This is a genomic window from Paenibacillus gallinarum (assembly GCF_014836635.1).
Taxonomy (GTDB): Bacteria; Bacillota; Bacilli; order Paenibacillales; family Paenibacillaceae; genus Paenibacillus; species Paenibacillus gallinarum.
Map to the genome: position 1 here is coordinate 81,699 of NZ_JACSQL010000013.1, position 26,446 is coordinate 108,144.

The 26,446-nt window shown below is 36.7% G+C and carries 24 protein-coding genes and 1 pseudogene; 20 read left to right on the forward strand and 5 right to left on the reverse strand.

The annotated features are described in order from the left end of the window. The first annotated feature begins 31 nt into the window (after nt 1–31). The 11 genes from H9647_RS21180 (at nt 32) to H9647_RS21230 (ending at nt 12,686) form a co-directional block, all read left to right on the forward strand. The gene (locus tag H9647_RS21180) at nt 32–1,168 is read left to right on the forward strand and encodes a glycosyltransferase family 2 protein (protein ID WP_318245348.1); all 1,137 of its coding nucleotides are present in this window, start codon (nt 32–34) and stop codon (nt 1,166–1,168) included. Between the two features lie 34 nt (nt 1,169–1,202). Then, entirely contained in the window at nt 1,203–2,255 is a 1,053-nt protein-coding gene (locus H9647_RS21185) for a glycosyltransferase family 4 protein (protein ID WP_191803784.1), read from the forward strand. A gap of 2 nt (nt 2,256–2,257) precedes the next feature. Further along, on the forward strand, nt 2,258–3,451 hold the full coding sequence (locus tag H9647_RS21190; protein WP_191803786.1) for a glycosyltransferase: 1,194 nt from the start codon (nt 2,258–2,260) through the stop codon (nt 3,449–3,451). A gap of 203 nt (nt 3,452–3,654) precedes the next feature. After that, nucleotides 3,655–4,692: an O-antigen ligase family protein gene (locus tag H9647_RS21195; RefSeq protein ID WP_191803788.1), complete on the forward strand. Its 1,038-nt coding sequence runs from the start codon at nt 3,655–3,657 to the stop codon at nt 4,690–4,692. A 121-nt stretch (nt 4,693–4,813) separates the two neighbouring features. Beyond that, the gene (locus tag H9647_RS21200; protein WP_225229466.1) at nt 4,814–5,632 is read left to right on the forward strand and encodes an ATP-grasp fold amidoligase family protein; all 819 of its coding nucleotides are present in this window, start codon (nt 4,814–4,816) and stop codon (nt 5,630–5,632) included. A gap of 19 nt (nt 5,633–5,651) precedes the next feature. Continuing rightward, on the forward strand, nt 5,652–6,794 hold the full coding sequence (locus H9647_RS21205) for a CapA family protein (protein ID WP_191803790.1): 1,143 nt from the start codon (nt 5,652–5,654) through the stop codon (nt 6,792–6,794). Beyond that, the gene (locus tag H9647_RS21210) at nt 6,784–8,253 is read left to right on the forward strand and encodes a lipopolysaccharide biosynthesis protein (protein ID WP_191803793.1); all 1,470 of its coding nucleotides are present in this window, start codon (nt 6,784–6,786) and stop codon (nt 8,251–8,253) included. The genes H9647_RS21205 and H9647_RS21210 overlap by 11 nt, the downstream gene beginning before the upstream one ends. Nucleotides 8,254–8,308: 55 nt before the next feature. Continuing rightward, nucleotides 8,309–9,685 (forward strand): UDP-glucose dehydrogenase family protein, encoded by a 1,377-nt coding sequence (locus H9647_RS21215; RefSeq protein ID WP_191803795.1) that lies wholly within the window; start codon nt 8,309–8,311, stop codon nt 9,683–9,685. Further along, on the forward strand, nt 9,660–10,706 hold the full coding sequence (locus tag H9647_RS21220) for a GDP-mannose 4,6-dehydratase (protein ID WP_191803797.1): 1,047 nt from the start codon (nt 9,660–9,662) through the stop codon (nt 10,704–10,706). The genes H9647_RS21215 and H9647_RS21220 overlap by 26 nt, the downstream gene beginning before the upstream one ends. Before the next feature lie 113 nt (nt 10,707–10,819). Next, on the forward strand, nt 10,820–11,548 hold the full coding sequence (locus H9647_RS21225) for a hypothetical protein (RefSeq protein WP_191803799.1): 729 nt from the start codon (nt 10,820–10,822) through the stop codon (nt 11,546–11,548). Nucleotides 11,549–12,482: 934 nt separating this feature from the next. Further along, the gene (locus H9647_RS21230; RefSeq protein WP_191803801.1) at nt 12,483–12,686 is read left to right on the forward strand and encodes a hypothetical protein; all 204 of its coding nucleotides are present in this window, start codon (nt 12,483–12,485) and stop codon (nt 12,684–12,686) included. 86 nt (nt 12,687–12,772) lie between these two features. Here the strand turns inward: H9647_RS21230 and H9647_RS21235 are convergent, their stop codons facing one another. Beyond that, entirely contained in the window at nt 12,773–14,134 is a 1,362-nt protein-coding gene (locus H9647_RS21235) for an O-antigen polymerase (protein WP_191803803.1), read from the reverse strand. Nucleotides 14,135–14,577: 443 nt separating this feature from the next. Here H9647_RS21235 and H9647_RS25880 point away from each other — a divergent pair. The 3 genes and pseudogenes from H9647_RS25880 to H9647_RS21250 form a co-directional block, all read left to right on the forward strand. Beyond that, a pseudogene (locus H9647_RS25880) lies at nt 14,578–14,991 on the forward strand (LCP family glycopolymer transferase); the annotation flags it as partial. 21 nt (nt 14,992–15,012) lie between these two features. Next, nucleotides 15,013–15,318 (forward strand): hypothetical protein, encoded by a 306-nt coding sequence (locus tag H9647_RS21245; protein ID WP_191803805.1) that lies wholly within the window; start codon nt 15,013–15,015, stop codon nt 15,316–15,318. A 90-nt stretch (nt 15,319–15,408) separates the two neighbouring features. Beyond that, nucleotides 15,409–15,834, forward strand: coding sequence for a hypothetical protein (locus H9647_RS21250; protein WP_191803807.1), 426 nt, complete (start codon nt 15,409–15,411; stop codon nt 15,832–15,834). A 166-nt stretch (nt 15,835–16,000) separates the two neighbouring features. Here the strand turns inward: H9647_RS21250 and H9647_RS21255 are convergent, their stop codons facing one another. After that, nucleotides 16,001–17,230, reverse strand: coding sequence for an aminopeptidase (locus H9647_RS21255; RefSeq protein WP_191803809.1), 1,230 nt, complete (start codon nt 17,228–17,230; stop codon nt 16,001–16,003). A 98-nt stretch (nt 17,231–17,328) separates the two neighbouring features. Beyond that, nucleotides 17,329–17,874, reverse strand: coding sequence for a DUF6199 family natural product biosynthesis protein (locus H9647_RS21260; RefSeq protein ID WP_191803811.1), 546 nt, complete (start codon nt 17,872–17,874; stop codon nt 17,329–17,331). Between the two features lie 127 nt (nt 17,875–18,001). On the opposite strand from H9647_RS21260, the gene H9647_RS21265 reads away from it, so the two are divergent. From H9647_RS21265 to H9647_RS21280, 4 genes are all read left to right on the forward strand, one after another. Beyond that, the gene (locus H9647_RS21265) at nt 18,002–18,679 is read left to right on the forward strand and encodes a hypothetical protein (protein WP_191803813.1); all 678 of its coding nucleotides are present in this window, start codon (nt 18,002–18,004) and stop codon (nt 18,677–18,679) included. Between the two features lie 225 nt (nt 18,680–18,904). Further along, the gene (locus H9647_RS21270; protein ID WP_191803815.1) at nt 18,905–19,369 is read left to right on the forward strand and encodes an AraC family transcriptional regulator; all 465 of its coding nucleotides are present in this window, start codon (nt 18,905–18,907) and stop codon (nt 19,367–19,369) included. 178 nt (nt 19,370–19,547) lie between these two features. Further along, nucleotides 19,548–20,237, forward strand: a complete 690-nt coding sequence (locus H9647_RS21275; protein ID WP_191803817.1) for a hypothetical protein — start codon at nt 19,548–19,550, stop codon at nt 20,235–20,237. A 119-nt stretch (nt 20,238–20,356) separates the two neighbouring features. After that, entirely contained in the window at nt 20,357–21,022 is a 666-nt protein-coding gene (locus H9647_RS21280) for a hypothetical protein (protein WP_191803819.1), read from the forward strand. A gap of 114 nt (nt 21,023–21,136) precedes the next feature. Here the strand turns inward: H9647_RS21280 and H9647_RS21285 are convergent, their stop codons facing one another. After that, nucleotides 21,137–22,060 carry a proline dehydrogenase family protein gene (locus tag H9647_RS21285; protein WP_191803879.1) on the reverse strand — a complete coding sequence of 308 codons (924 nt, stop codon included), beginning with the start codon at nt 22,058–22,060 and terminating at the stop codon, nt 21,137–21,139. 162 nt (nt 22,061–22,222) lie between these two features. Between H9647_RS21285 and pruA the strand changes: the two genes are divergently transcribed. Continuing rightward, the gene (gene pruA, locus H9647_RS21290; RefSeq protein ID WP_191803821.1) at nt 22,223–23,770 is read left to right on the forward strand and encodes an L-glutamate gamma-semialdehyde dehydrogenase; all 1,548 of its coding nucleotides are present in this window, start codon (nt 22,223–22,225) and stop codon (nt 23,768–23,770) included. Nucleotides 23,771–23,852: 82 nt separating this feature from the next. Here pruA and H9647_RS21295 read toward each other — a convergent pair whose 3' ends face one another. Further along, complete coding sequence (locus H9647_RS21295; RefSeq protein WP_318245349.1) at nt 23,853–25,274, reverse strand: aspartate ammonia-lyase; 1,422 nt, start codon at nt 25,272–25,274, stop codon at nt 23,853–23,855. Between the two features lie 375 nt (nt 25,275–25,649). On the opposite strand from H9647_RS21295, the gene H9647_RS21300 reads away from it, so the two are divergent. Continuing rightward, nucleotides 25,650–26,435, forward strand: coding sequence for a YwaF family protein (locus H9647_RS21300; RefSeq protein ID WP_318245350.1), 786 nt, complete (start codon nt 25,650–25,652; stop codon nt 26,433–26,435). The last annotated feature ends 11 nt before the right edge of the window (nt 26,436–26,446 follow it).

Here is a 26,446-nt window from a genome sequence, read left to right on the forward strand (position 1 = left end):
AGTGGAGTTGTTATATAAAGTTCTTTTTTTTGTGAGTGGTTTTATTATCTTTTGGGCAATGATCGGCTATCCAATATCATTGAAAATGATTGGAAAAAAGTACAAGGATAGAAGGCTTAAAAAAGATTACTCTCATCAACCTACGGTAACGATTATGGTAGTCGCTCATAATGAGGAGAAAGTCATTCTTGAGAAGTTGAACAATATAGTTAGTCTGAACTATCCACAAGAGAAAATTGAGTTTCTTATTGCCTCCGATAATAGTACAGATAAAACTAATGAAATCGTTAAATCTTTCATTAATGATCATAGAGATTTGAAAATAAGACTTTATGAAGTTAAGGCTCGTAAAGGCAAGACAAATGCACAAAATGAGGCGCATAAGACGGTAACAACCGACTATCTTATCATGACTGATGCTAACTCAATTATGTCTAAAGACTCGGTTATAGAGCTAATGGCTGCTTTTACATCTGATGACATTGCTTATGTTTCGGGCAAGTTATCCATAATAAATCAACAATCTAGTGATACAAGTAAAGCTGAAGCCAGCTATTGGGACAGTGATTTAGCTAGCCGTGAAACTGAGGGCAGAATTCAAACTATTACAGCTGGTAATGGTGCATTATATGCAATAAGAACAGCTGATTATTATGACTTTGACCCAATACAATGTCATGATAGCGCAATGCCACCTCTGTATGCTTTACAAGGAAAACGAGCGATTGCTAATCATGATGCAGTTGCCTACGAGAAAGCTGGAGAGAATATTGAAGATGAGTTCGGTAGAAAAGTCAGAATGAATCGAATCATCCTAAAACATATCTTGCCAGATATCAGGATCCTAAATCTTTTTAAGTATAAATGGTTCTCTTATTTTTATTTCGGACATAGAACCTGCAGGTATTTACTATGGATCGCTCACTTACTGGTTTTCATAACGAACCTTCTTTTAATACCTGAATCACCACTGTACACCTTAGTTTTTGTATTTCAGGTGTTGTTCTATCTCATAGCCTTACTAGTGTTATTTAGTAAGACAAATAATAAATATTTAAACCTAGTTTATTATTACTGTGTGACCATTCTTGCACAATGGTGTGGCGTCTTCAATATATTAACTGGGAAAGCAAAGCCTTTTTGGGAAAAGGCAGAGAGTACAAGATGAAATCTAATTCTATCTGTGTATCGGAGGAAGAGAATTGTACAAATTAGGCATTTGTGGACATTTTGGAACTGGTCAAAATTTAGTTGATGGACAATCTATAAAGACAAATATATTTAAAAATGAAGTTGGAAGAATATTAGGTAATGAACAAATTAAAACTCTTGATACTCATAAGTGGAAGAAAAATCCCTTATTATTGCTTGTTAATTCTATAAGTCTATTTTTTTCGTGTGAGAAAGTGGCGATTTTGCCAGGTCAGAATGGATTGAAGGTTATTTTACCTTTCTTTTTATTTTTAAGTAGAGTCTTCAAAAAAGAAGTGCATTATATAGTAATAGGTGGATGGCTGCCTGATTTCCTGCAAAAAAACAACAAATTTTTAAAATATATCAAAAAAATAAAAAGTATCCATGTAGAAAGTCATTCGATGATTAGAAAACTGAATGAAGCCGGAATTGATAATGTTTTTTATATGCCTAATATCAAAAGATTAAATTATTTATCGGAAGAACAACTTGTATATGAGCACCAAATACCATACAAGCTCTGTACTTTCTCAAGAGTTATTAAAGAGAAGGGAATTGAAAATGCAATTGATGCTGTAACATCTGTTAATAATAAATTCAAAAAAAAAATTTACACTTTAGATATATATGGTCCTATCGATGAATCCTACAAGCAAGAATTCGCAAAAGTTATGGAGAATGTAGACGATTCTATAAATTATAAAGGTGTGATTTCCTACGACAACACAGTTTCAATTTTGAAAGATTATTACTTATTATTGTTTCCCACGTATTATTCCGGTGAAGGATTTGCAGGGACATTATTAGACTCATTAGCTTCTGGGGTACCAATTATAGCGTCTGATTGGCGTTATAACAGTGAAATTGTTAAGGATGGTGTTACGGGCTTTGTGTATAGTGTGAATAAACCTCAGGAAATGATAACTATATTAGAAAATATAATTGATAATCCTCATTCTGTAATATCAATGAAACGAAACTGTTTGAGAGAATATAAGAAATATGATCCTACCCACGTTGTTCAATCATTTTTGAATATAATTTATGAAGGGGCATTGTAATAGTGAGAAAAAAGAATATTTTGCTCACCGTTCCTAATTTAGATTCAGGTGGGGCTGAAAGAGTTGTATCAAGAATAAGTGAAATACTCAATGAAGATTATAATGTTTTCATAGCTTTATTTGATGGTTCAGTACAAATGTATGAATGTAAAGGTGAAGTTATTAATTTAAATCTCCCTGCAAAGAAAAATATGGTAAATAAATTATTAAGAATAGTACAAAGAATATATAGACTAAAAAAAGTGAAAAAACAATATAAGATTGATACTTCCATTAGTTTCTTGGAAACTGCAAATATTATTAATATACTTTCCAAACATAACGAAAAGACAGTGATATCAGTGAGGAATTACATAAAAAAAGAACGAGGTAATGGACTCATTGATAAAATTTATGTATTTCTGATAAAAATTCTATTCAACAGAGCAGATTACATAGTGCCTGTTTCAAAGTTATTAGGTCAAAGTTTACAAGAGGACTACAAGATTAATAGGGATAAAATAAAGGTAGTCTATAATCCATACAATGTAGATGAAATCTCAAGCTTATCTCAGTATGAATTAGAACCGAGATATAAGGACTTCTTTACAGGTGAAAATACAGTTATATCCATTGGAAGGTTAAGTCATCAAAAGGGGTATTGGCATTTAATAAAGGCATTTAAATTAGTGAATGAGGATCTCCCTAGTTCTAAATTAGTAATTATTGGACAAGGACCACAAGAAGAGAAAATCAAAAGTTTAATTGATGAGTACGAGTTGTGCGATTCGGTATTATTATTGGGATATCAGAGTAATCCATTTAAATATATTAAGAATAGTGATTTATATGTAATGACATCCCTCTTTGAAGGTTTTCCTAATGCGCTAGTAGAAGCAATGGCATGTAAAAAACCAGTCATTAGTACGGATTGTAGGTCTGGACCAAGAGAAATACTTTTCGATAATAGTGAACTTAATATATGTGCAACTGAAATAGAGTATGCAGATTATGGTGTTATAGTACCGCCTCTTCTCGAGTATGAAGATTGGAGTACTAATATTGATTACAGCGATAAGGTTTTAGCGAAGGCGATCATGAATGTTTTAACAGATGATCAAATCCAGACTAAATACAGCAGAAAAGCATATAATAGAGCTCATGACTTCAGCTACCAAAATTGCAAAAAAATATTAGATGAAATCATTGGATTGTGACTTGAAAGGAAGACATAATGAGATATTTATCTACTACGGTAATAAAGCATAGAAAAAGATTTCCACTTAATTTAGATAATTCAATTATGTTATTTTTTCTGTTCTATATGGTTTCTTACCATATATTTTCATATAGAACAGAATTAGTGTTTATCTCAGAGATATTATTATTAATTATGCTGAGCTTGATCCTGTTGAGTATATTGAATAGAACTAAGATATATATCGGGACTTATTTTTGGATGCTTACCTTTTTTTTTCTGTGGGCAGCGTTAACCTTTTTTTGGGCAACAGATTATCAACTGACCTATAGTAAAATATTGACACTTGGTCAACTTTGTTTAATTTCCTATGTTATATTTAACTATTTCGATAGTATAGAGAAAATTGAACGTGCAATAAAGATAATCACTTATTCCTATATAGTCCTGGGTATATACACAACTAGTATTTATGGAGTTTCTAATTTATTTTCTGGGAATATTTCATACAGAATTGGTTCCCAAATTAGCCAGGAGAACGTATTAGGAGTGTCATTATCCATAGGTACATTGTTTTGCTTTTTTATGTCCTATTATAAAAAAAAGAAATTATATTATGTATACGCATTATTCTTGTTGATATTATCTTCCTTTACAGGATCAAGAAAATCACTAGTAGCAGTTATGCTTGGGATATTCTTATTAATCTTTCTAAAAAATAGATCCAAAAAAATATTAAAAACTGTGAGTATTATTATATCGTTTGGAATGATTTTATATTTCATCTTAAATCTCCCTATGTTTGATGCGGTGTTGGGAAGAATGGAGTCATTTTATAATCTTTTAATCGGAAATGGAACGGTGGATAACTCCTCATTGACTAGATCGAATATGATTAGCTTTGGATGGGAGTTATTCTTGGACAAACCTGCTATCGGATATGGTTATGACTCATTTAGATTTTATTGGGGGGGGATTGACAGAGCAACATATTCACATAACAACTATATAGAAATGCTTGTAAATGGTGGCTTAATTGCCTTTATTTCATACTATTTAATGTATGCTTATTCTCTTTATAAGCTCGGTAAACTGTCTTACAGATTCAATGAAATTGCCATACTATTTTTCGTAATAATAATAATTAGTTTAATACTAGATGTTGCTGCTATTACTTATTACTCAAAGGTAACCTTTATACACTTTGCAATATTTTTTTCTTATATTAGAGTTGCGAATCCTGTGTCTACTCGAATATAGAGCAGGATTTCATATTTTATTTATACTGGGTGGGTGAATATAGTTGAAGTATACATTTAGAAGGAATTTTTACAATCCGTTTAAAATTATACAGTTTGCTGCTGCCAAGGGGTGGCTTAATATGATTCCAGATAAGTTGTATTTAAAAATAATGTTTTATGCTTGTTGTAGAAAAAAACTCGATTTTGAAGATCCTAAATTGTTCAATGAAAAACTTCAATATCTTAAATTATATGATAGAAAACCCGAATATACGAATTATGTGGATAAATTTGAAGTGCGTAAGTATATTAAACGAGTTATTGGAGATGATTATTTAATTCCTTTAATAGGTGTATACAATAATTTTGACGAAATTAATTTTGAAAAGTTGCCTGATAAGTTTGTTCTTAAATGTACTCATGATTCAGGGGGAGTAATAATCTGCGAAGATAAAAATAAATTCAATCAATTTCAAGCCAAAAAGACTATAAATAGTCATCTCAAAAAGAATTATTTTTATTATGGTAGAGAATGGCCATATAAAAATATCCCCCCTCGTATTATATGTGAACAATTTATTGAGACTCCAGATGGAAAAGCGCCAACTGACTATAAATTCATGTGTTTTAATGGTCAACCTGAATATATACAGGTGCATACTGATCGATTTGGTCCGATGTATACGAAGGACTATTATGATATTAATTGGAAAAAAACCAATATTCGCCAAGGTGTTCCGAACTCGGATATGATATTACCTAGACCAAAAAATCTTGGTGTCATGATTGATATAGCAAAAAAACTTTCGGAAAAAATCCCTCATTCTCGAATTGATTTATATGAACAAGATGGAAAGATATATTTTGGAGAAATTACTCTATATCCAAATTCAGGATTTAAAAATTTTATTAACGAAGATGACGACTATCTTATGGGGCAATTGATCCAATTACCTTAAAAAAGAATGGAGGGCAACTATGAAGGTAATTATTGGTGGCGATTTAGTACCAACCTCTACTAATTATGATTTATTTGAAGATGAAGACAGTAAGAAGTTACTGGGAGAAGAATTATATTCTCTATGGAATTCAGTTGAAATGCGAATATTCAATTTAGAGGTCCCTCTAACAGATCAAAATACTCCTATTCAGAAATGTGGGCCAAATCTAAAAACTCCGACTAGGACAATAAAGGGAATCAAAAAGTTAAACCCATCTCTAATTACTCTTGCAAATAACCATATTCTTGATCAAGGTATTAATGGATTAAATTCGACAACTGCTCTTTTAGAAAGCGAGAAAATTCCATTTATTGGAGCTGGGAAAAATATATCTGATGCATCCAAACCTTATATTTTTAGAAAAAATGGAATTTCTGTGGGGTTTTATACTTGTGCAGAAAACGAGTTTACTATTGCCACAGAAAGAAATCCTGGAGCTAATCCATTTGATCCGCTTGAGAGCTTAGATCATATTAATAAGTTGAAGTCTGAATGTGATTATGTTGTTGTTCTATACCATGGCGGGAAAGAACATTATCGATATCCATCGCCTTACCTTCAGAAAGTTTGTAGAAAGATAGTAGAGAAGGGCGCTGATGTTGTGATTTGTCAGCATAGCCATTGCGTTGGTTCTTTTGAGGAATATAATAATTCCACAATAATTTATGGGCAAGGGAACTTTATTTTTAACAAATATGATAATGAATACTGGAGAACCAGTATCTTGGTATATTTAAATATTGGTGAAAGTGTAAATGTGAGTTACGTACCAATTATTACAGACAATAATTCAATACGTTTAGCTAATGCTCGTGAGTCTCATGACATATTAGCTGCATTTAACAATAGATCTAAGGAGTTGCTACAGGAAGGAGTCATTGAATCTAAATACGAACAATTCGCAAATGAAAAAATTGAAAGTTATCTGAGAGCCCTTTCTGGTGTTGGTAAATGGACTTCAAGGATTGATCGAAAAATAATGAACGGGCGTCTCATGAAGAGAAAATACAGTAAAAGCAGATTATTAGCGATTCAAAATTTTATAGAATGCGAAGCTCACAGAGAACTGCTGCTGAAGGGTCTAAAAGGATTTAGAGGGGATAATCTTAGTGGAAGATAACCAACTTAATAAAAGAGTATCAAATGCCATCAAGTGGTCATCAATTACGCAGTTAATTGAAAAATTAATTATCCCTATCACTAATATGATATTAGCTAGAATATTGGCACCAGAAGCATTTGGCGTTATAGCTACAATAACAATGATTATTAGTTTTACAGACATGTTCACTGATGCAGGATTTCAAAAATATTTAGTGCAACATGAATTTAAAAGTAAACATCATAAATTTCAAAATGCTAATGTGGCTTTTTGGACAAATTTTTTAATATCGTTATTTTTGTGGGCAATAATATCCATATTTAATGAAAAAATTGCTATTATGGTTGGAAATCCTGGTATGGGAATAGTTATTATTATAGCTTGCATACAATTACCACTAACCTCCTTTTCAAGTATACAAATGGCATTATTTAGAAGGGACTTTGACTTTAAGACCCTTTTTACTGTTCGAATTATCTCAATATTGCTACCGTTTCTTGTTACAATTCCACTAGCTTTTTTAGGCTTGAGTTATTGGTCACTAATTATAGGTTCAATCTGTGCTCAATTTTCTAATGCTTTAGTCCTTACAATAAAATCTAATTGGAAGCCTAAGTTCTTTTATGACATAAAGATACTAAAGGAAATGCTCTCTTTTAGCGTTTGGTCCCTAATAGAAGCGATTGCAATATGGCTTACAGCATGGATTGATGCATTAATAATTGGTTTTTATTTAAATGAGTACTATTTAGGTATTTATAAAACATCTACTACAATGGTTAATTCATTACTCGCAATTATAACAGCAGCTATAATACCAGTACTATTCTCGACATTATCGCGCTTACAGAATAATGATAGTGAGTTTAGAAAAGTTTTTTTTAAGTTCCAAAAGACTATTTCCGTATTTGTGTTCCCCATGGGTGTTGGTGTTTTTCTATACAGTGATTTCTTCACGCAAATTTTATTAGGCAACCAATGGAGTGAAGCGAGCAAAGTAATAGGCATCTGGGCTCTTACGAGTGCATTTATGATAGTATTTGGTCATCCTAGTAGCGAGGTATATCGGGCAAAAGGGAGACCTAAGCTATCTTTTATGGCTCAAATACTACATCTGATTGTTTTAATTCCGACTTGTATAATTTCCGCTCAAATGGGGTTTTGGATTCTAGTATATGCTAGATCCTTAATAAGGCTTCAATTTATTATAGTTCATATATTGATAATGAAAATTGCAATTAAAATACCGATTAGTAAAATGTTAAACAATGTTTTACCACCAATTATTGCTGTATTAGCTATGGGAATGTTAGGCGCTCTTCTAAAAGGACTTAACAATAATATATGGTGGACTTTACTCTCTATGAGTATTTGTGCATCATTTTATATCTTTGTGTTGTTATTGTTCCCACAGTTTCGTAAAGAGTTGTCTGGATTGAAATCACAAGTAAGAGTCAAACTTGGAAGAAGTGCTTGAATGATGAAATCAAGGTGTGAATCGATAAACTAATAAATATATATGAGGAGTAATTATGTATAAAATAGCCGTTGCAGGTACTGGATACGTTGGTTTAGTCGCAGGTGTTTGTTTTGCTGAAGTCGGTCATAAAGTAACTTGTGTGGATATTGATGAAATGAAAGTTGAGAAGATGAAAAAAGGTGTTTCTCCAATCTACGAATCAGAGTTAGAAGAGCTGATGCAGAAGAATTACAAAGCAGGAAAAATTGATTATACAACAGATTTTAAAACGGCTTATAGGGATGCAGATGCCATATTTATCGGTGTTGGTACTCCAGAACAACCTGATGGTTCTGCAAATCTCAGTTATATTGCAACAGTTGCAAGGCAAATTGCAGAGTCAATCACTAAGGACTGTTTAGTCGTTGTAAAATCAACAGTTCCGGTAGGGACAAATGATAAAGTCGAACAGTTCATTCACGATTTTCTAGTTAATGATGTAAGAGTTGAAGTAGCTTCTAACCCAGAGTTTCTGGCTCAAGGGTCAGCCGTACATGATACACTGAACGCAGAAAGAATCATTATCGGTACTGAAAGTGAATGGGCCAAAAATTTGTTAACGAAAATTTATGAACCGTTTCAATTACCAATAGTGTCAGTAAATAGAAGATCTGCAGAAATGATTAAGTATGCATCAAATGATTTTCTTGCCCTTAAAATTTCCTATATGAATGATATTGCAAACCTTTGCGAATTAGTTGGTGCAGATATTCAGGATGTTGCAAAGGGGATGGGATATGATAAACGTATCGGAGGAAAATTCCTGAATGCCGGAATTGGTTATGGAGGATCTTGTTTTCCTAAAGATACAAAGGCACTAGAATACTTGGCAAGGCAAAATGGTTATGAACTAAAAACAGTGAAAGCTGCTATAGATGTAAACAAAGACCAAAAAACGATGTTATATAAAAAAGCTAGTAAAAGACTAATTACCTTTAATGGTCTGAAGGTTGCTGTGCTAGGGTTGACTTTCAAACCCAATACGGACGATTTAAGAGAAGCCGCTTCTCTTGAGAATGTACCTTTGTTGTTGGAGCAAGGTGCTGATATTTATGCATATGATCCTGTTGGAGCTGAAAACTTTGCTAGATTATACCCTCAGGGTAAGAATGGAAATGGTCATATTACGTATGTATCTAATATAGAAACGGCACTAGAAGACGCAAATGTTTGTTTTATCTTTACAGAATGGGGACAAGTAAAAGCAATAACGCCTGAAATTTATAAAAATTTAATGAGAACTCCTTTAGTTTATGATGGAAGAAATATTTATCATGTTGAAGAGATGCAGGATCAAGATGTTGAATATTACTCCATTGGAAGAAAACCTACAAATAGAGACCAAGATAAGGAGCTGAAAAATCTTGAATTACAAATCGCTAGATCCTAGTAAAATATACCTTATCACAGGAGCAGCTGGTTTCATTGGTCATTTTTTATCCAAAAAATTATTGGATCAGGGATGTCGTGTAATTGGTATAGATAATCTCAATGATTACTACGATGTTAATCTAAAACTTGCTCGTCTCGATAAGTTACAAGCTTATGATAACTTCACTTTTATTAAGGGAGACATCTCTGATAAGGAGACAGTTTTTGGGTCCTTTGAAGAGTATCGGCCAAATGTGGTTATAAATTTGGCTGCGCAAGCGGGGGTTCGTTATTCTATTGAGAATCCTGACGTATATATACAGAGCAATATTATTGGTTTTTATAATATTCTTGAAGCTTGCAGACATCATCCAGTAGAACACCTTATATACGCATCTTCAAGTTCTGTCTATGGAGCTAATAAAAAGGTTCCTTTTGAAGAAACAGACTTCGTAGATCATCCCGTATCACTTTACGCATCTACTAAGAAATCAAACGAATTGATGGCCTATACTTATAGTCATTTGTATAAAATTCCGGCAACCGGATTAAGATTCTTTACTGTTTATGGACCTATGGGGCGACCAGATATGGCTTACTTCGGTTTTACTGATAAATATTTTTCTAATGAACCTATTAAGATATTTAACAATGGCGATTTTGATAATGACCTTTATCGAGACTTTACATATATAGATGACATTATTACTGGAATTGAAGGTCTTATTAGTAAACCGTCTGTCGAGATGGTACCACACAAAATTTACAATATCGGAAATAATAATCCTGAGAAGTTAATGATGTTTATAGAAACCTTAGAAAAAGCATTAAGCAACGCTACTGGAAGAAATGTAGAATTTATTAAAGAGTTTGAACCGATCAAACCTGGTGACGTCCCGGCCACTTATGCTTCAACCGATTTACTACAAGAAACGGTTGGGTTTAAACCTACAACCTCAATAGAAGAAGGGTTACAACGATTTGCAGATTGGTATGTTGAATACTATGAAGTAAACAAGAAAATTTCTGCATTAGTCTGACTCATTCTTGTCTTAAATTATTTAAGATTAATATTTTTAGTAGAGCAACTCTCTTTAACTACCAGTAATTATAGATCTTACTACTATTAAATCCAAAACATAAGGAGATAATAATGACTGAGGTTAGAATAAGAAGAAAGAGAAAGAAAAAGAAAAAGAGTCGTAAAGGATTATGGATTACTCTAATCACATTGGTAATTCTGGTTGGAGGTGGTTGGGGTGGATATCACTTCTTTACTCATAAAGATGTGCAAGCTGAGGATATCGGGGTAGATGAAGATTTCTTTGACTTTACCGAATTTGGAATTGGATCTAGTGACTTACCAGTTTCCAGTAATGGAGAAGAAGAGGATGAAAATTCACCTGAAGATGAGACCAATACATCTGCTGAAAATACTAGTGGAGAAACCGCCACTAATCCTAAACCTATAAAAGATAAGGGGAAAGATAATCGTCCGGAGTCAGGATCTGACGTTGCAATACAGAATCAGAATGGTGAATCAAAGGATATAGAGAAGGAGATCGAAAGCAAGTACTCGACTACTTTTCAAAGTTTGGAGTCAGCTGCTCTATCTAAATTAGACACACTAGCAGAAAATGCATTAAAGGATTATAAATCTGGAAGATCTTTATCTAATCTTTCTTCCACTTATATGAGTGCTGCTAATAAACTCCAAAAAAAAATTGATGAAGTATTTAACGTTCAGTTAAAACAAATGAAAGCCGAACTCAAGGCAAATGGACTAGATAATGATTTAGCTCTACAAGCAGAGGCTGAGTATAAAGAGGCAATAGCCGCTAAAAAATCGGAGATGTTAAGAAAAGTAGCTAAAGTAAAATAATAGGTTGACAATAAAAAGAAATATGGCGAATTATGTTCAGAATAGAAATTGTCTTCTTCCAAGAATGACCACGATATTTGATAATGTATGATATAACAAACTGAGAAGGCGAATAGAAAATCTTTATCTTTACAAATTGATCCTATAGATCACCATTCTCATAGAATTCTACAATTCGTTTCTTGAATTATTTGGGTTTGTTTATATATTCTACTAGCCCTAAATTTATTTTTTTACTATTAAGTGTAGCGATCCACAAAACCAAATCGGATCCTAAAGAGCTAACCCCATAACGTGAGATAAATTAAAACACCTTCAAAAGAGTACATTCATGTCATAGGATATGGAGTGAACCTTGAAGGTGTTTTTTTTAACTAGAGTAGGTTACCCTATCGAAGTAAAGGTGAAAGTTATTGAATTGATTAGTATGAAGTTATGGAACAACTGGGCATACGATTAAAATGGTATAGTAGTGGGGAATTATTCGATTAGAACAACCTCAAAGGAGAGAATAAGTCTTTAAAACCAATTATTAGATTTTAAAAAAAGTACAAGGATATGAGTCGAGTGTGGATCAAGTCTACTGAGAGGGCATCAATATAACACATGTATGTGTATGGATAAGAATTTCAAGAGTTACAAATGATCGTTGGAAATCCGCATGCAGGAATGAAAAAATAATGATTTAGTTGAATAGATTTATATTTGTACTTAGCATGAATTTTGTTATGGTTATCGGAAGATTACGAATGAGCATAGATTTAATCATCACAACCGAGTGCAATAATATTATGCAGTGTGAAAGGCTACAGTATTATGTCAAAGTCAAGAAGCAAAAACTTCATTTGTGTTAGAAACGCTAAATCAGTTCTGCTCCATTGTTAACAAGGAAGCGACTATATGTCTCATTCATAATAGGCAAAGGCATTATCCTGTGCAAAAGAAACGCCCTTCGCTCCCCTCGAATCGTTCCATTCCACTAAGGTCTGAAAAGTTCTATCTCGAAGGTTTAACCCGTAAAATGACGGCAATCGTTAAGCAGAAAATTCGAGATTATGTGTTATTTACTAAAATCAATCGCACTCAGACGAAACTAAATAACCAGTCGTCGATATATTATGAACGACTGGTTACATAATCATAAAATGTGAATTGATCCCTGTCCCAAAACAGGATCCAGTCCGATTTTCTATGTCTTATCCTTAGGATGTGCTTCGTACTAGATTAAGCGGGTCTGTCAACAGTCTTAATTTTCTCTTTCTGATAGTTCCTGACGAAAAAAGTCAACAAAAGACCCAATAAAACAAAAGTAACAACATAGCGAAATCCTGCATAAACAAATTGTCGTGGGTCGCCGTACATTAATCTAAATGATAAAAATATCATAATACTAGAAAAAAAGGCAGAAGCAATCATACTCTTGGTATAAGAAAATATAGATTCAACAAATCGTAAGATAAATCCGTATAGAATGGCTATAATCATTGCACCTGCTATACCATAACTCATATAACCGAAAGTTACCATGTCAACAGGTATCTGTCCCACCGTATTATAGATCGTTGTATTGAATTGTGATACGGATTGCCTTTCCATAAATTCAAAACTAATGATTCTACTAGGTATATAATTTAATGGAGCCACTGCAATATCAATTATACCACCTCTAAAATCATACTGTGAGGGGAACAACATAATTGTATTTCCTATATTAGTAAACGGAAAAGAAAACTCCTGTATAACTTCTCCCGCAACTTCTATTGAATTTTTCTGTACTCTAAAATCATTTTCTTTATTAACATTCAGTAAATTATCTCCAAAAAGGATTATTGTTAAAAATAAAATAAGCGTTGTTACAATTGTTTTGGTTTTGATTCTGTTGTGAAAAATAATACCAATTAATGGGAAGGTAATTATAAAACTGAAAACGTTGAGTCTCCCACTACTGTGGAAAACGCTTAAACCAGCTCCAATCAATGCTGTTGCAAAAAAGAAGAAATATTTAAACCTATCAAATTCTTTACTTGTTCTAAAAAAGGCGTAAAAGATAAAGGATGCAACTGTTAATAATGGGTGAAGCCTAGCAAGAAATGCCCATTTTGTTTCAACAGCGTTTCCTTTATCTCTAAGTATAGGACCTAATCTTATAAATTCATCGAATCCGCCTAACGATTTAATGTATAAAATGAGAGAAATTCCTCCCACTAAGTATAAAATCATGGCAACTCTGAAAAATTGCTTATCACTGACTGTACCATATACTTTTTCTGAAAACTCTTTGGCACGCCTTATAATTCTTAAGCGTGAAGCAAAATAATAGGAGATAACAACAATGATATAGAACAAAAGTGCTATTAATTCACCTAAAAAGAAACTGGTCAAGTGGATATCCGTATGTTTTATTGTTGACCATGTGGTATACTCCTCAAAAAAATAAAGATACATTGGTGCAATACCATAAATTATTATAAAAAGAATGTTAAATAATGTTAAAAAGTCAATCCTCCTCTCCTTTTTTCTTGTTAGTTCAAATAATGGTACACCTAAGATAATTAAAAGTGAAACTGAAATAGTGTATATGCCCAAGTCCATCCTCCTAAAATTACAAACTTAACCATAATTTTACACCATAAATAAAATTCATCAAGAAAATTTTGGTAATTATATTTCAGGAAGAGTTTACTGGTGTAATCTGATATTGGCTTTATTCGTGATGTCCTTGCTTATGCTGCTGATCGATAACTATCCATGCTTTGATTTTTCTTGTTTTCTCGATAAATGTGTGGAGTGATGGCGGTTCAATTTGCAAGTAATCGCTCGGAAAGACTGACCCAGCTGATTATGATGCTTCTAGTATACTGTGTTCAATTATGCTAAGATGTGTGTAACTCATGGATTGATTCTTCTTTGTGAATGTTGTTGTAATGACTCTATTCCACACGAATCCGTCTATGGGTTATTTTTATTTTGAACGGGTTCAACCAGTCGATTCCGGTCTTATAACTGAGAAAATCACTGAACAGAAGCCCTTAGGTGTTGATGAGAGAGAAAATGATGAGGTCGCTCCGATACCATCGTTGTTCTTATAGTAAATTCGGCTAATCAAACCATCCTAATGTTTAATATCCCCAAAGATACGGGTATGGAGATTGTCGGGCGGAACAGAAGATAAAATCAATCACGCTTATGCCTTTGGCGGTGTGGTTATGTCTATTCAAACGGTAGAGCATCATTTAGGTTCTCCGATAGGTTATTATGTGAAAGAAAGTATGGAAGGATTCTCTTTTATTATTGATTTTTTAGGCGAAGTTGGCAGCATTATAAAGACCAACATTACATTTAATGAGATAAAGCAATTCGTTAAAGATTATGGATTATACATCGAAATTAAAGAATATCGAATGATTGTAATTGCTGATCTTGATCAGTGGATTAACGGAATATCTTTTGGGGAGGTTTAAAGAATGGATATAAAAACAGCTGCTCCATTAGATGAATTAAAAAGACAATTAGTTCAGTTAGAAGAAATTATCCTTCAAAACACTAAGCATATTGAAAAACAGCAGGAAATGTTAGATCTATATAAGGAATCACTTCAGTTATTTTGTGAAGAGGATGCGGGAAGAATCTATGTGCTTAATAATTTTGTCTATCCAATAGAAACTCAGCTCCAGGATTTACACTCGAGACAAGAAAATTTGTTAGATGAATTAAAATTCAAACAAGGAGTTAGGCTCATCCTAAAAGAAGAACTTGCGATCAGAGCATAAGATATAGTCGCCGTGAAGGCGGCTTTTTTCTTTTGTTAATAAGAGGCTTAGAATCTAGCAGGAGAATGACGTCAGGAGAGGAGATACATTTTGCAATCATGGATAATAAAGGCGCAACAGGATGACCCGGAAGCATTTCAGGAGCTCATGCGACATTTCAGCGGGATGGCCCATGCGGTGAGCAATCAAAAGCTCTGTATAGAAGCGTATCTTGCTTACCTTTCTCGCCTGTCGTCAGAGCCTGATGGAATAGGGAGTGTGGAGCGGGAGGTAATGAAAGAGATTGCTGCTGGAGAGCATTCTCCTGATGGTTTATTTCGTAAAGTAGGCAATACGCTTCATCAATTGGGCATGGGCGATTTGGAATTTTGGTATGTGCTCCGTACAATGGCAGAACGATCTCAGCCTCTGATTATGTTAGAGGGAGTAGAGGACTTCAAGGCTGACACGGCTGGGGGAGCATCTTTTAAAAATACATCGATCTCTCTAACGAAGGCGGGGCTATCCAGAGTGTAGATCATACACTTTACCGTTGATTGCGGAAGAGTCTGAGAACGATTCCTTTCTGAATAAAGTATTCCCCCTAAGATTGAAGTATAGGGTGTTGTATCAATAAAAAAGAGGTTGCCCGAAGTCACCATACGGTGAATAGGGACAACCTCTTCTTCGTTATGTGCGTGTATTAAAACGCCCAGTTTCCTTTTTTAAATACAGGTTCTTCTGTTCCGTCCGCAGTAACACCATAGATATCAAGTTCGGCAGAGCCAATCATGAAGTCGGTGTGGACTGTACTCGTGTTCAGACCATGCTGATTCAGCTGCTCAGGAGTCATTTCGGTTCCACCCTCGATACATGCAGAATATGCACTTCCGATCGCGAGATGGCAGCTTGCGTTCTCATCAAACAGCGTTTTGTAGAAGAGGACACCGCTGTCTGAAATCGGAGAATGGTGCGGTACAAGGGCAACTTCGCCAAGATAATGAGCGCCTTCGTCCATGTTAACGAGACCCTTCAGTGTTTCTTCCCCTTTTTCTGCCGTCACATCAACGACGCGTCCATTCTCAAACGTAAACGTAAAGTTGTCGATGATGTTACCGCTGTAGCTGAGCGGCTTCGTGCTGGATACTTTTCCGTTCACACCTGTACGAAGCGGAGCAGAATAGACTTCTTCTGTCGGCAGGTTCGGTACGAACCAGACGCCTTTTTCATTTTCCTTATTACCGCCAAGCCAGATATGATTCTCTGGAAGTTCCATTGTAAGATCTGTACCTGGGGCAACGTAACGAAGTTTTTTATATTGTTTTTGGTTCAGGTAATTACTTTTTTCTTTGAGTGTTGCGATATGCTTCTCCCAAGCACCTACAGGATCAGGCTGATCGGCACGCACCATTTGGAAAATAACGTCCCACAGCTTCGCAATTTGCTGATCTTCCGGCAAGTCTGGGAATACTTTAGCAGCCCATCCTTTTGAAGGAGCAGCTCCAAGGGACCAGCTTACCTTAAAGGATTGAGTCAGCTGACGAAAACGTGTCAGTGCTGTGCTGAGTGTTCTATTCACATTAATAATTTTCTGAGAAGATACGCCTGCGAGCAGATCGGGATCATCGGACTTGATTGTAATAAAAGCAGCACCATTCTCTGCTTGTTCGATGCGTTCTGCTGCTCTATGTTTGGGTACTTCCAGGAAGGATTCCTCAGATGCCATATCATACTGAATGCGTGATACCACATCGTCCGTCCAGTTTACTTTTACTTGATAAGCACCCGCTTCATATGCTTTTTTGACGATTGCACGAGCCAGTTCAGGTAATTCAATGGATATGTTCAGGACGACAGTTTGCCCTTTTTGTACATTTACCCCGACTTTCACAAGTAGTTCTGCATAATTATTTAGCTTGGTTTGAAAATCCATATCGGGCCATCTCCTTTTTTGCGATCCGCTTTAATAAATTTCTTTACTAGTGTACCTCTATTTTCCAATGAATCAAAATTTGCAGCCGTTTCTCACGGTTACTTGTTTGAATAATTCACCCTATACCATTTTTCTAAATCTTCGCTATTGATGATATATATTTTCTCCGTACGACTCGGGTGTAACTCAATACTGCCAGAATTACCGAAAAATACGATTTCTACACTGGTCTGATCTGTAAACATCATTGAACCTGAATTGTTTGCTCCATACACATTACTTGAATCCATAGGTGTGAGTTCTGCTTCCTCCATCATACGGACCACTTCGGTTGTTTCTTCTGTTGTCAGGGTTACCGGGGATACGAAACCAATGGATATTTCTTGAACCTCGCCTGCAGCAAGTTTCTCTTTGAATTTATCTGGCCAATTTCGATCCGCGCTTCCCGCAGAACAGCTGGATATCACCATAATAAATCCTGCAATCACGAGGACAATCCCGACAATCCGCTCTACACCTAAAGCTAAATCACTTGGTTCTGCATCTTTAAATTTCCACCCTACGGATAAATACCATGCAGAATAGGGTGAAATAGCTGCAACCAGTCCCACAATGATAAATAAACATCCAACAACACCGTTCAAAAAATACACTTCCTATCTTTACCTTTTTGCCTTAAGTGTAACATAGCGGACTTTCTAGTTGTACGCATTCACAATCCTAGGGAAGGATGCATACATTAGCCTAGAAATAAGCACGAGGAGGATATACATGAACCGTATAAAAGCACAGTGGGCCTACAATTTTTATCGATCAGATAAACCTATTCCTTATGAGGAAGTGGAAGACCACGGAGATGCAGTTGATCTGATTGACCTGCCTTCTGATATTCAAAAAGAACTTCAGGCTGCGATGCCGCAATTTTTTATCACGACGCCAGACCCCGAACAAATCGAGTATGATCTGGTATCGAATGAGAGTGAGTTCGTCCTTCCTGCCCTTCAGCCATTGACGGGGATAGAACAGATCAATAAGAGGTTATTTGCCATCAAAGTTCCAGAATTTAAAATTGCTGCATGTAAAAATGCATTTAAAACTCCATTTGGCAAAGTGAAATTTACTTACCCTTGTTTAAAAAGACGTGATTCTGAACTAACGATCTATGCATATATGAAGTTTCCAAATCATTTGGATCAATTTATAATAAATGAATTACAAGGTTGCTTTGACCTCGCTTCTAATGCAGCGAATGAAGTGGCGGCAGAAGCTTTTCATTCAGGCAAAGGTTCACCAATTGAAAGAGTCATCAAGGCCGTACCTGCAACGATTGAAGCGTTTAAATCTACATTTATTCATTGTGTTGTTCATGCGGAATCTTGGAAGATCATAGAAAATGATGTTGTGTATGGCGTTGATTTTGATCAAACCCGATTAACCGACTGGTATTAAAATAACAGGGCACCTCTTACATGAGGTGCTAAAGACTGTAGACAAACTAGTTTAAACTAGTTGCCTACAGTCTTCTTTTATTTAACCTATGTACTTAAGTGGATATAATAAGCCCCCAGGCTTTAGGAGAATTCAATTCATTCAAAAAAACATATGAATAAATTTTTATATCATGATAGCATTCGAAATGTACCTAATAACAGTTGAAAGAGGAGGAAAGAAGAGATGAAGTTTGATATTGAGACTCTGCCAAGTGTTCGCATTGCCTATGTACGACAAATAGGTCCATATGGTTCTGGTAACAACCAGATTATGCAAAGATTAAAGGAGTGGGCAAAGGAAGAAAACCTGCTCACTGAATCTGCTGTCCTGTTCGGAATTTCGCAGGATAATCCCGAAACAACGCCTCCTGAACAATGTCGATATGATGCTTGCATTGTCATTCCCCAAGATTATCAAATGAACAATATCATTAGTGAAAGTGAGCTGTCTGGTGGTGTTTATGCTATTTTTAAGCTAAAACATACAGCGGAAGATATTCAGAAAGCTTGGAATCAAATCTTCCCTGCGATACGGAGCGGAGGATATCACATGGATAACAAACCGATGATTGAAAGATACAAGGGTCATATGATCCTAGATGATTATTGCGAAATATGTGTGCCTGTAAAACCAATACAAATTAAATAATCCACGTTACACAAACCGGGATCGAGAGCTTATCTTATCTCGGTTTGTTTGCATTTAAGTAAACAAAAGTGCTTCGTTCTTAGAATGAATAGGTAATGATATAGAAAATATTGGCTTTGTTTTTGGCTGATAATAAGTTAGCCTTAACAGGGTAAATTTACCTCGGGAGGAAGATAAGGTGTCAAAGGAATCATACGTTATCGTATTTGCTATACTTTTGGGTGCAGTCACAATGATTTTCACATGTGTATACAAAGATGCGGAAATAAAGCACAACCAAGAGTACAACAAATTGGAGCAAATGTACCAAACGAAAAACGACTCCGGTTTCCTATACTTATTGAAGCATCCTGTATCTCCACTTCCACTTGCTAACACCTTAGAAACATTAAGTAAAACTGAGGAAGACGAGAGACCTGCTAAAGTTCAAGAATTAATAGAAACTGCCAAAGCTCAAGCCACAGAAGTTGATGAGCAGCTGATGATGTTTGTGAATTTTAGTGATACTTTTTCTGAAAAAGAAGAAGGAGAAATCATAAACCATGTTTATTATGAGGATATTGACTTATTTCTCTTAGTAAGTGGTCCGACCTGGAACCCAATGTACAGTATAAGTTATCGTTATTGGAAATCAACTCCAAAGGTACTAGATGAATATACACGTGAATATTTACTTTCACTCACGGAAGAGCTGCGATCGCTGGACAAAACATTCACGGAACTGAAAGATAGCTCCAATACTCAATCGTTAATCTTTTCAGACCAGTTGATAGGTGCAAAAATTAAGCTTCTGGATAAGTTAAAGCCGCATCTTATAAAAATAAAGCAATTGAATGAATCTTTACTAACGCATTATCATAATCAATAATCTTTCACTATCGTTGATTAATCTAATAACTTTACAAGATCGTCTTATCGCAGAAAGGAAATCATACGATGACTAAGGTTTCGAAATTCACGATTATCGGTTTAATTATACTTTTGGGTGTGAGTACAATAGTTTTTACAATGGTATATAAAGAGTCTGAAGAGAAGTACGATATTCTACAGTCGAGATACCAAATGAAAAATGACTCTGGATTTTTGTACATATTGGAGAATGTAGATTCTGTCATCCCACTGGCTGAAACATTAGAAGCGATCGGCAGCACAGCAAAAGATGAGAGTCCTGCTAAAGTGGTGCAGCTTATTGAAAACGCTAAAACAGAGGCGACGAAAGTGGATGAGCAGTTACGGAAACTTATTGAATTCAGTGACGACTTTACGGAAAATGAGAGTCCACATATGGTAGTGAATCAAGCGGTCATGAGTTCTGAGGAACAATATGATGCTTATATTTTAGCTCATAGCGGCATATGGGTGAATATACGATCTATTAGTTATGATTACTGGAAGTCCAGTCCGAAATTAATAAATGACAGTTCACGTGAATATGTACGTTTACTTGCGGATGAACTGCGTTCTTTGGAGAAAACACTTGATAGTCTTAAAGAAAGCCATACTTCTTCTATAAATTCTATATATGTTGTAGAACTTGCTAAACCCCATGTAGTAGGGCAGTTAAAGCCTCATCTTATCAAGATAAAAGGGATGAATGAAAAGTTGAATGCTGAATTGAATAAAGAGTTTTATTCAAACTCTGAAAATAGGTAACAGAGATGAGTCCTATGATAAAGAAATTGGATATAAAGGCTCAGCCCGTAAGAGACTAAGGAAATTCCGTTCTTTCTTTACGGGCAGAGCAACGAAAGGTATTGTGAAATTGATTTACCTTCCCATATTTTTTAGTACCATCATTAAATTGGCTGGCTTTTCTGCAAGTCTCCTCGTGTAATAGGGATACCACATCGTTCCGTAAGGTACATAACATCGCACCCGATATCCTTCCTCTGCTAGTTTCACTTGATCCTGCATACGAAGTCCATACAGCATTTGAAATTCAAAACGGTCCTTCGGAATATCATGTTCCAGAGCATATTGTTTCGTCCATCTTATGATCTTGTCATCATGAGAAGCGATAGCCGTGTAGACATGGTGATCCAGATGCATCTGGATGATTCGTTTGTACTGCCAGAGTACATCCTTCGTATTCTGGTAGGCGATGGAAGAGGATTCCTTATAGGCTCCTTTTACAAGCCGGAGGGGAATGCCTTGATCTATACAATCCTCTACATCTTGTTCCGAACGGTACAAGTAAGCTTGAATCACGGTGCCTACATTCGTTAACTGTTCCTTATGGAGCTTCCATACGATTTCTAAAGTAGCATCCGTGTATGGCGAATCCTCCATATCAATCCGGACAAAATTCCGGTGGTATTTCGCTTCCCGAACCACGGCACGGATATGTTCATAACCAATCTCTTTATCTAGAGCGAGACCCATTTGCGTTGGTTTCAAAGATACATTCGCCTCTACACGAGACTCCGCAATCGCTTTGATAAGCCGAATGTATTCATTACGATAGCTTAACGCTTGATCAAGCTTTGTTATTCCTTCCCCTAAATGGTCTAATGTGGCCATGATTCCCTTGCTGTTTAGTTTTTTTACTTCTTCAATGGCTCCTTCCAAATCACTTGCAGCAATGAATTTTCTCGCCAAGGACTTGCCGTATCGTAAGGTCAACTTCTCCACCAGGGGATTACCGGAGACGGTGAGCAAGGTTTTTCGGTATAGTTCAGTTCCTATTTTCATGGGCATGATCTCTCCCTTCTACGTTTCATATGTATGGGGGAAAGTCAAGATGAATACATATGAAATACAGAACTCTTCTCATTTCGCTTACAACAAAGCAGGGAGCTCACACGCTAGCAAATTGAGAACAAGCCTGACCAGTAATTAGAAGGAGGCACAAATATGCCCGTTCCATTCCAAAATGAACCCTTTACTGACTTTGGTGCTGAGGGAAATCAGACATTATTTAAAAATGCACTGAGGATGGTTGAATCCGAACTTGGCAAGCATTATCCGCTTATTATTGGCGGTAAGGAAATTGAGACCAAAACAAAAGCCATCTCCATAAATCCTTCCCAGAAAGATCAGGTGATTGGAAGTTTATCTCAGGCGGGTGAGGAGCAGGCAGAGCAAGCGATTGTCACTGCCCAAGCGGTATTTGAACATTGGCGCTATACGACTTTCACGGAGAGGGCGAGATACTTATTCAAAGCAGCAACACTGCTTCGCCGGAGAAAGCATGAATTCTCTGCCTGGATGGTGTATGAGGCGGGGAAAACGTGGGGGGAGGCAGATGCAGATACGGCAGAAGCCATCGACTTTATGGAATTCTACGCCAGGGAAGCACAGCGTCTAGCGCAGCCGCAGCCGCTGGTTCATATTGAAGGGGAAGATAATGAGCTATACTACGTACCGCTGGGTGTAGGAGTGATCATTCCCCCTTGGAACTTCCCGCTTGCGATTATGGCAGGCATGACCACGGCTGCTATTGTATCGGGCAATACGGTGGTGTTGAAACCAGCCAGTACGACTTCCGTTATTGCCGCAAAGTTCATACAGCTCCTGATCGAAGCAGGGGTACCTAGCGGGGTTGTTAATTTCATACCCGGGGCGGGTAGTGAAATCGGTGACTACCTTGTCGATCATCCACTGACCCGATTTATTAGTTTCACAGGCTCAAGAGAAGTTGGGCTGCGGATCAATGAACGGGCTGCAAAAACAGCCCCCGGGCAGAGATGGATGAAGCGAGTCATTGCGGAAATGGGCGGCAAAGATGCAATTATCGTAGATGAAGGGAGTGATCTCACAGCCGCGGCAGAAGCCATTACTGCCTCCGCATTTGGTTTTGCAGGACAGAAGTGTTCTGCCTGCTCACGAGCGATCATTCATGAGAGCGTATATGATGAAGTGCTTTCCAAAGTCATTGAGCTCACTCGGAAACTCAAAGTAGGCAGCCCGCTGCAGCCGGAGACAAACGTCGGACCGGTGATTGACCCGCATGCTTTTCGAAAAATTCAAGACTATATTAAGATCGGAAGAACAGAAGGGGAGATTGTTCTTGGAGGAAAGGCAGAGATTAATGATGGGTATTTCATCGAACCGACGATTATTGCGGGTGTAAGTCCTACTTCGCGTGTATCGCAAGAAGAGATTTTTGGTCCTATCGTGGCATTTACGAAGGCTTCATCCTTCCAAGAAGCACTGCGTTATGCGAACAATACGGAATTTGGACTGACCGGTGCCGTATTCTCTAGAAACCGGACTCATCTGGAACAGGCCAGATCCCTCTTTTTTGCAGGTAACTTGTATTTCAACCGAAAATGTACGGGCGCATTAGTAGGCGTGCATCCTTTTGGTGGATTTAATATGTCGGGAACAGATTCCAAAGCAGGCGGACGGGATTACTTACTTTTGTTCACACAAGCCAAACTTGTCTCTGAAAAATACTAAATTCCTAATCTAATCAGTGTAAAAAAGAAGCCATGCCCTCTAAAGAGGAAACATGGCTTCTTAATGTTCATTCTAGCGTGAGCTATCCCATATGAAGGAAACGTTCACCTGCAATACCTGGTGTCGTCATTTGTTCCGGATGCATAATTTCTTGAAGTTCTTCGATTGTCAGCAGTCCTCGCTCTAAAATAATGGAGGTAATTGTCTGCTTGGTACGAAGCGCTTCTTTCACGATTCCAGCCGCTACATCATACCCAAGATGCGGATTCAGAGCGGTAATCATGGTAAAACTTTGATCTAGCACTCGTTTAATATGGTCACGGTTCGCATCCAGTTCCTTAATGGCAAACCGGTGGAATACATCCATTCCGTTATTCATAATCTTGAGTGATTGTAACAGGTTAAAGGCAATAACAGGGCCCATTACGTTTAGTTCAAACTGTCCTGCACCGCAGGCCAGCGCGATCGTATGATCGTTGCCGATGACCTGGAATGAAATCTGGTTCATGACTTCAACCATTACAGGGTTTACTTTACCCGGCATGATGGAGGAGCCTGGTTGTCTTGCCGGAAGCAGAAGTTCCGAGAAACCTGCTCTTGGACCGGATGCCATGAGTCGAATGTCGTTACAGATCTTGGACATATTGACGGCACATACTTTGAGTGCGGCAGACATCTCCAGATACGCATCTGTATTCTGTGTAGCATCTACCAGATCTTCAGCGGTATATAAAGGTAAGCCTGTTATCTCACCGAGATGTTCGGTTACTTTTTGGATATATTCTACTTTTGCATTCAGTCCCGTACCGACAGCCGTCGCTCCCATATTAATAGAAAGAAGGCGTTTGGACGCTTCTTGAAGCCGTTCCATATCTCTAGAGAGCACTTTCGCATAGGCACCAAATTCTTGTCCTAGTTTAATCGGAACAGCATCCTGCAGATGCGTTCTTCCCACTTTGACTACATCATCGAATTCTACTTGCTTTTGGACAAATCCGCCGTGAAGCTGCTCCATCGTCTGTAAAAGCGTCGTTGCATGACGATAGGCTGCAATCCGCAGCGCTGTCGGAATTGCATCATTGGTAGATTGGGACATATTCACATGGTTGTTCGGGTTACAGTGAAAATAATCGCCTTTGGCTTTAGACAGAAGCTCAAGTCCTCGATTGGCAAGGACTTCATTCATATTCATATTAATGGAGGTGCCTGCACCGCCCTGAATGGAATCAACGATAAACTGATCGAGAAATTGACCTTGCATTACTTCTTCTGCTGCCTTGATAATAACTTCTCCGATTTTCGGCGGCAACATTTTCATATCCATGTTAGCCATCGCTGCGGCTTTCTTCACAGCGGCGAGAGCAAATATGAGTTCTTTTTCAATAGGTACTCCGGTAATAGGGAAATTATCAACCGCCCGCATCGTTTGAATGCCATAGTAGGCAGACGCAGGAATACTTAGTTCACCAATAAAATCTCTTTCAATTCTTACGGTTTCAGACACAAACGTTCCCTCCAGTAGGAAGCTATTATGATGTAAAATATAGCTCGCGATAAGTTTATTGTAAAATATCATCTTTCCACCAAGCAATAATAGTATACATCAATCAGACCTAAAGTTGGAAATAAAATGAAAGCGCAGTCTTTTTATCTCTATAAATATTATATGCAATGAATCTACCAAAGTGACGAGGATAACAAATTACCTAATTCATAGTTTTATACACTTCGTAAATACAGAAAAAGGGGTTGAACTTCTTCCAATTTACTAATTATTTGTGTAATATTCCCTCTAGTGAACAAACGAATGATCCGTTCCGTTATTTCGGTTGGCTCTCAGAGACTTATTCCAATGTAAATAAAAGATCGGGGGAGCAAAGTGTATTTCATCTCACGTGATTCGTCTATATTTGATCCCTTTCATGCCGGGACGTTTGAGTATATGTCAGGTTCTCATGTTACTGTGCTTCTAATTACTTTAGCGTTGCTATTCTTATTGTTCTTATTTAGGTTTCGGTTACGCCAATCACCTCTGCTGAAAGAGCTGTTAAGGTGGAGTCTTGCTGTCATTTTAATATTATCGCAACTCACGCTCGAAATATGGTATCAAGCTTTTGGACTATGGGATATAAAAAATACGTTGCCGCTGGAACTATGCAGTCTTACGCTTATTTTATCGATTTTGATGCTGATCACAAAAAGTAGAGTCCTGTATATTTTTGTGTTTTATGCGGGAATATGTGGAGCGCTGGCTGCCTTGCTTACCCCTAACTTAGCTTATGCTTTTCCGCATTTTCGGTTTATTCAATTTTTTATCGCCCATGGAGCGATTATTTTGTCTGCTTTTTATATGAGGTGGATCGAAAATAATAAGTTATCCTTTTCATCTGTACCGATCGGTTTTGTCATGCTCAATGTGGCGGCCGGTTTCGTGTGGCTGATCAATCAGATGACAGGAGCGAATTATATGTTCCTCTCACGCAAACCGGATACACCATCCATCCTGGATTTACTGGGTCCATATCCGCTTTATATCTTTATGGAAGAAATAGTAGCGCTTCTTCTTTTTCTTATGCTGTATTTACTTTTCTTCTATCTTCCTTGGGGTGCAGTGAATCGGGTAGAGGAGAGCAGGGAGGACGATGTTCATGAGATTGGGTTCTAACAAGAAAGATG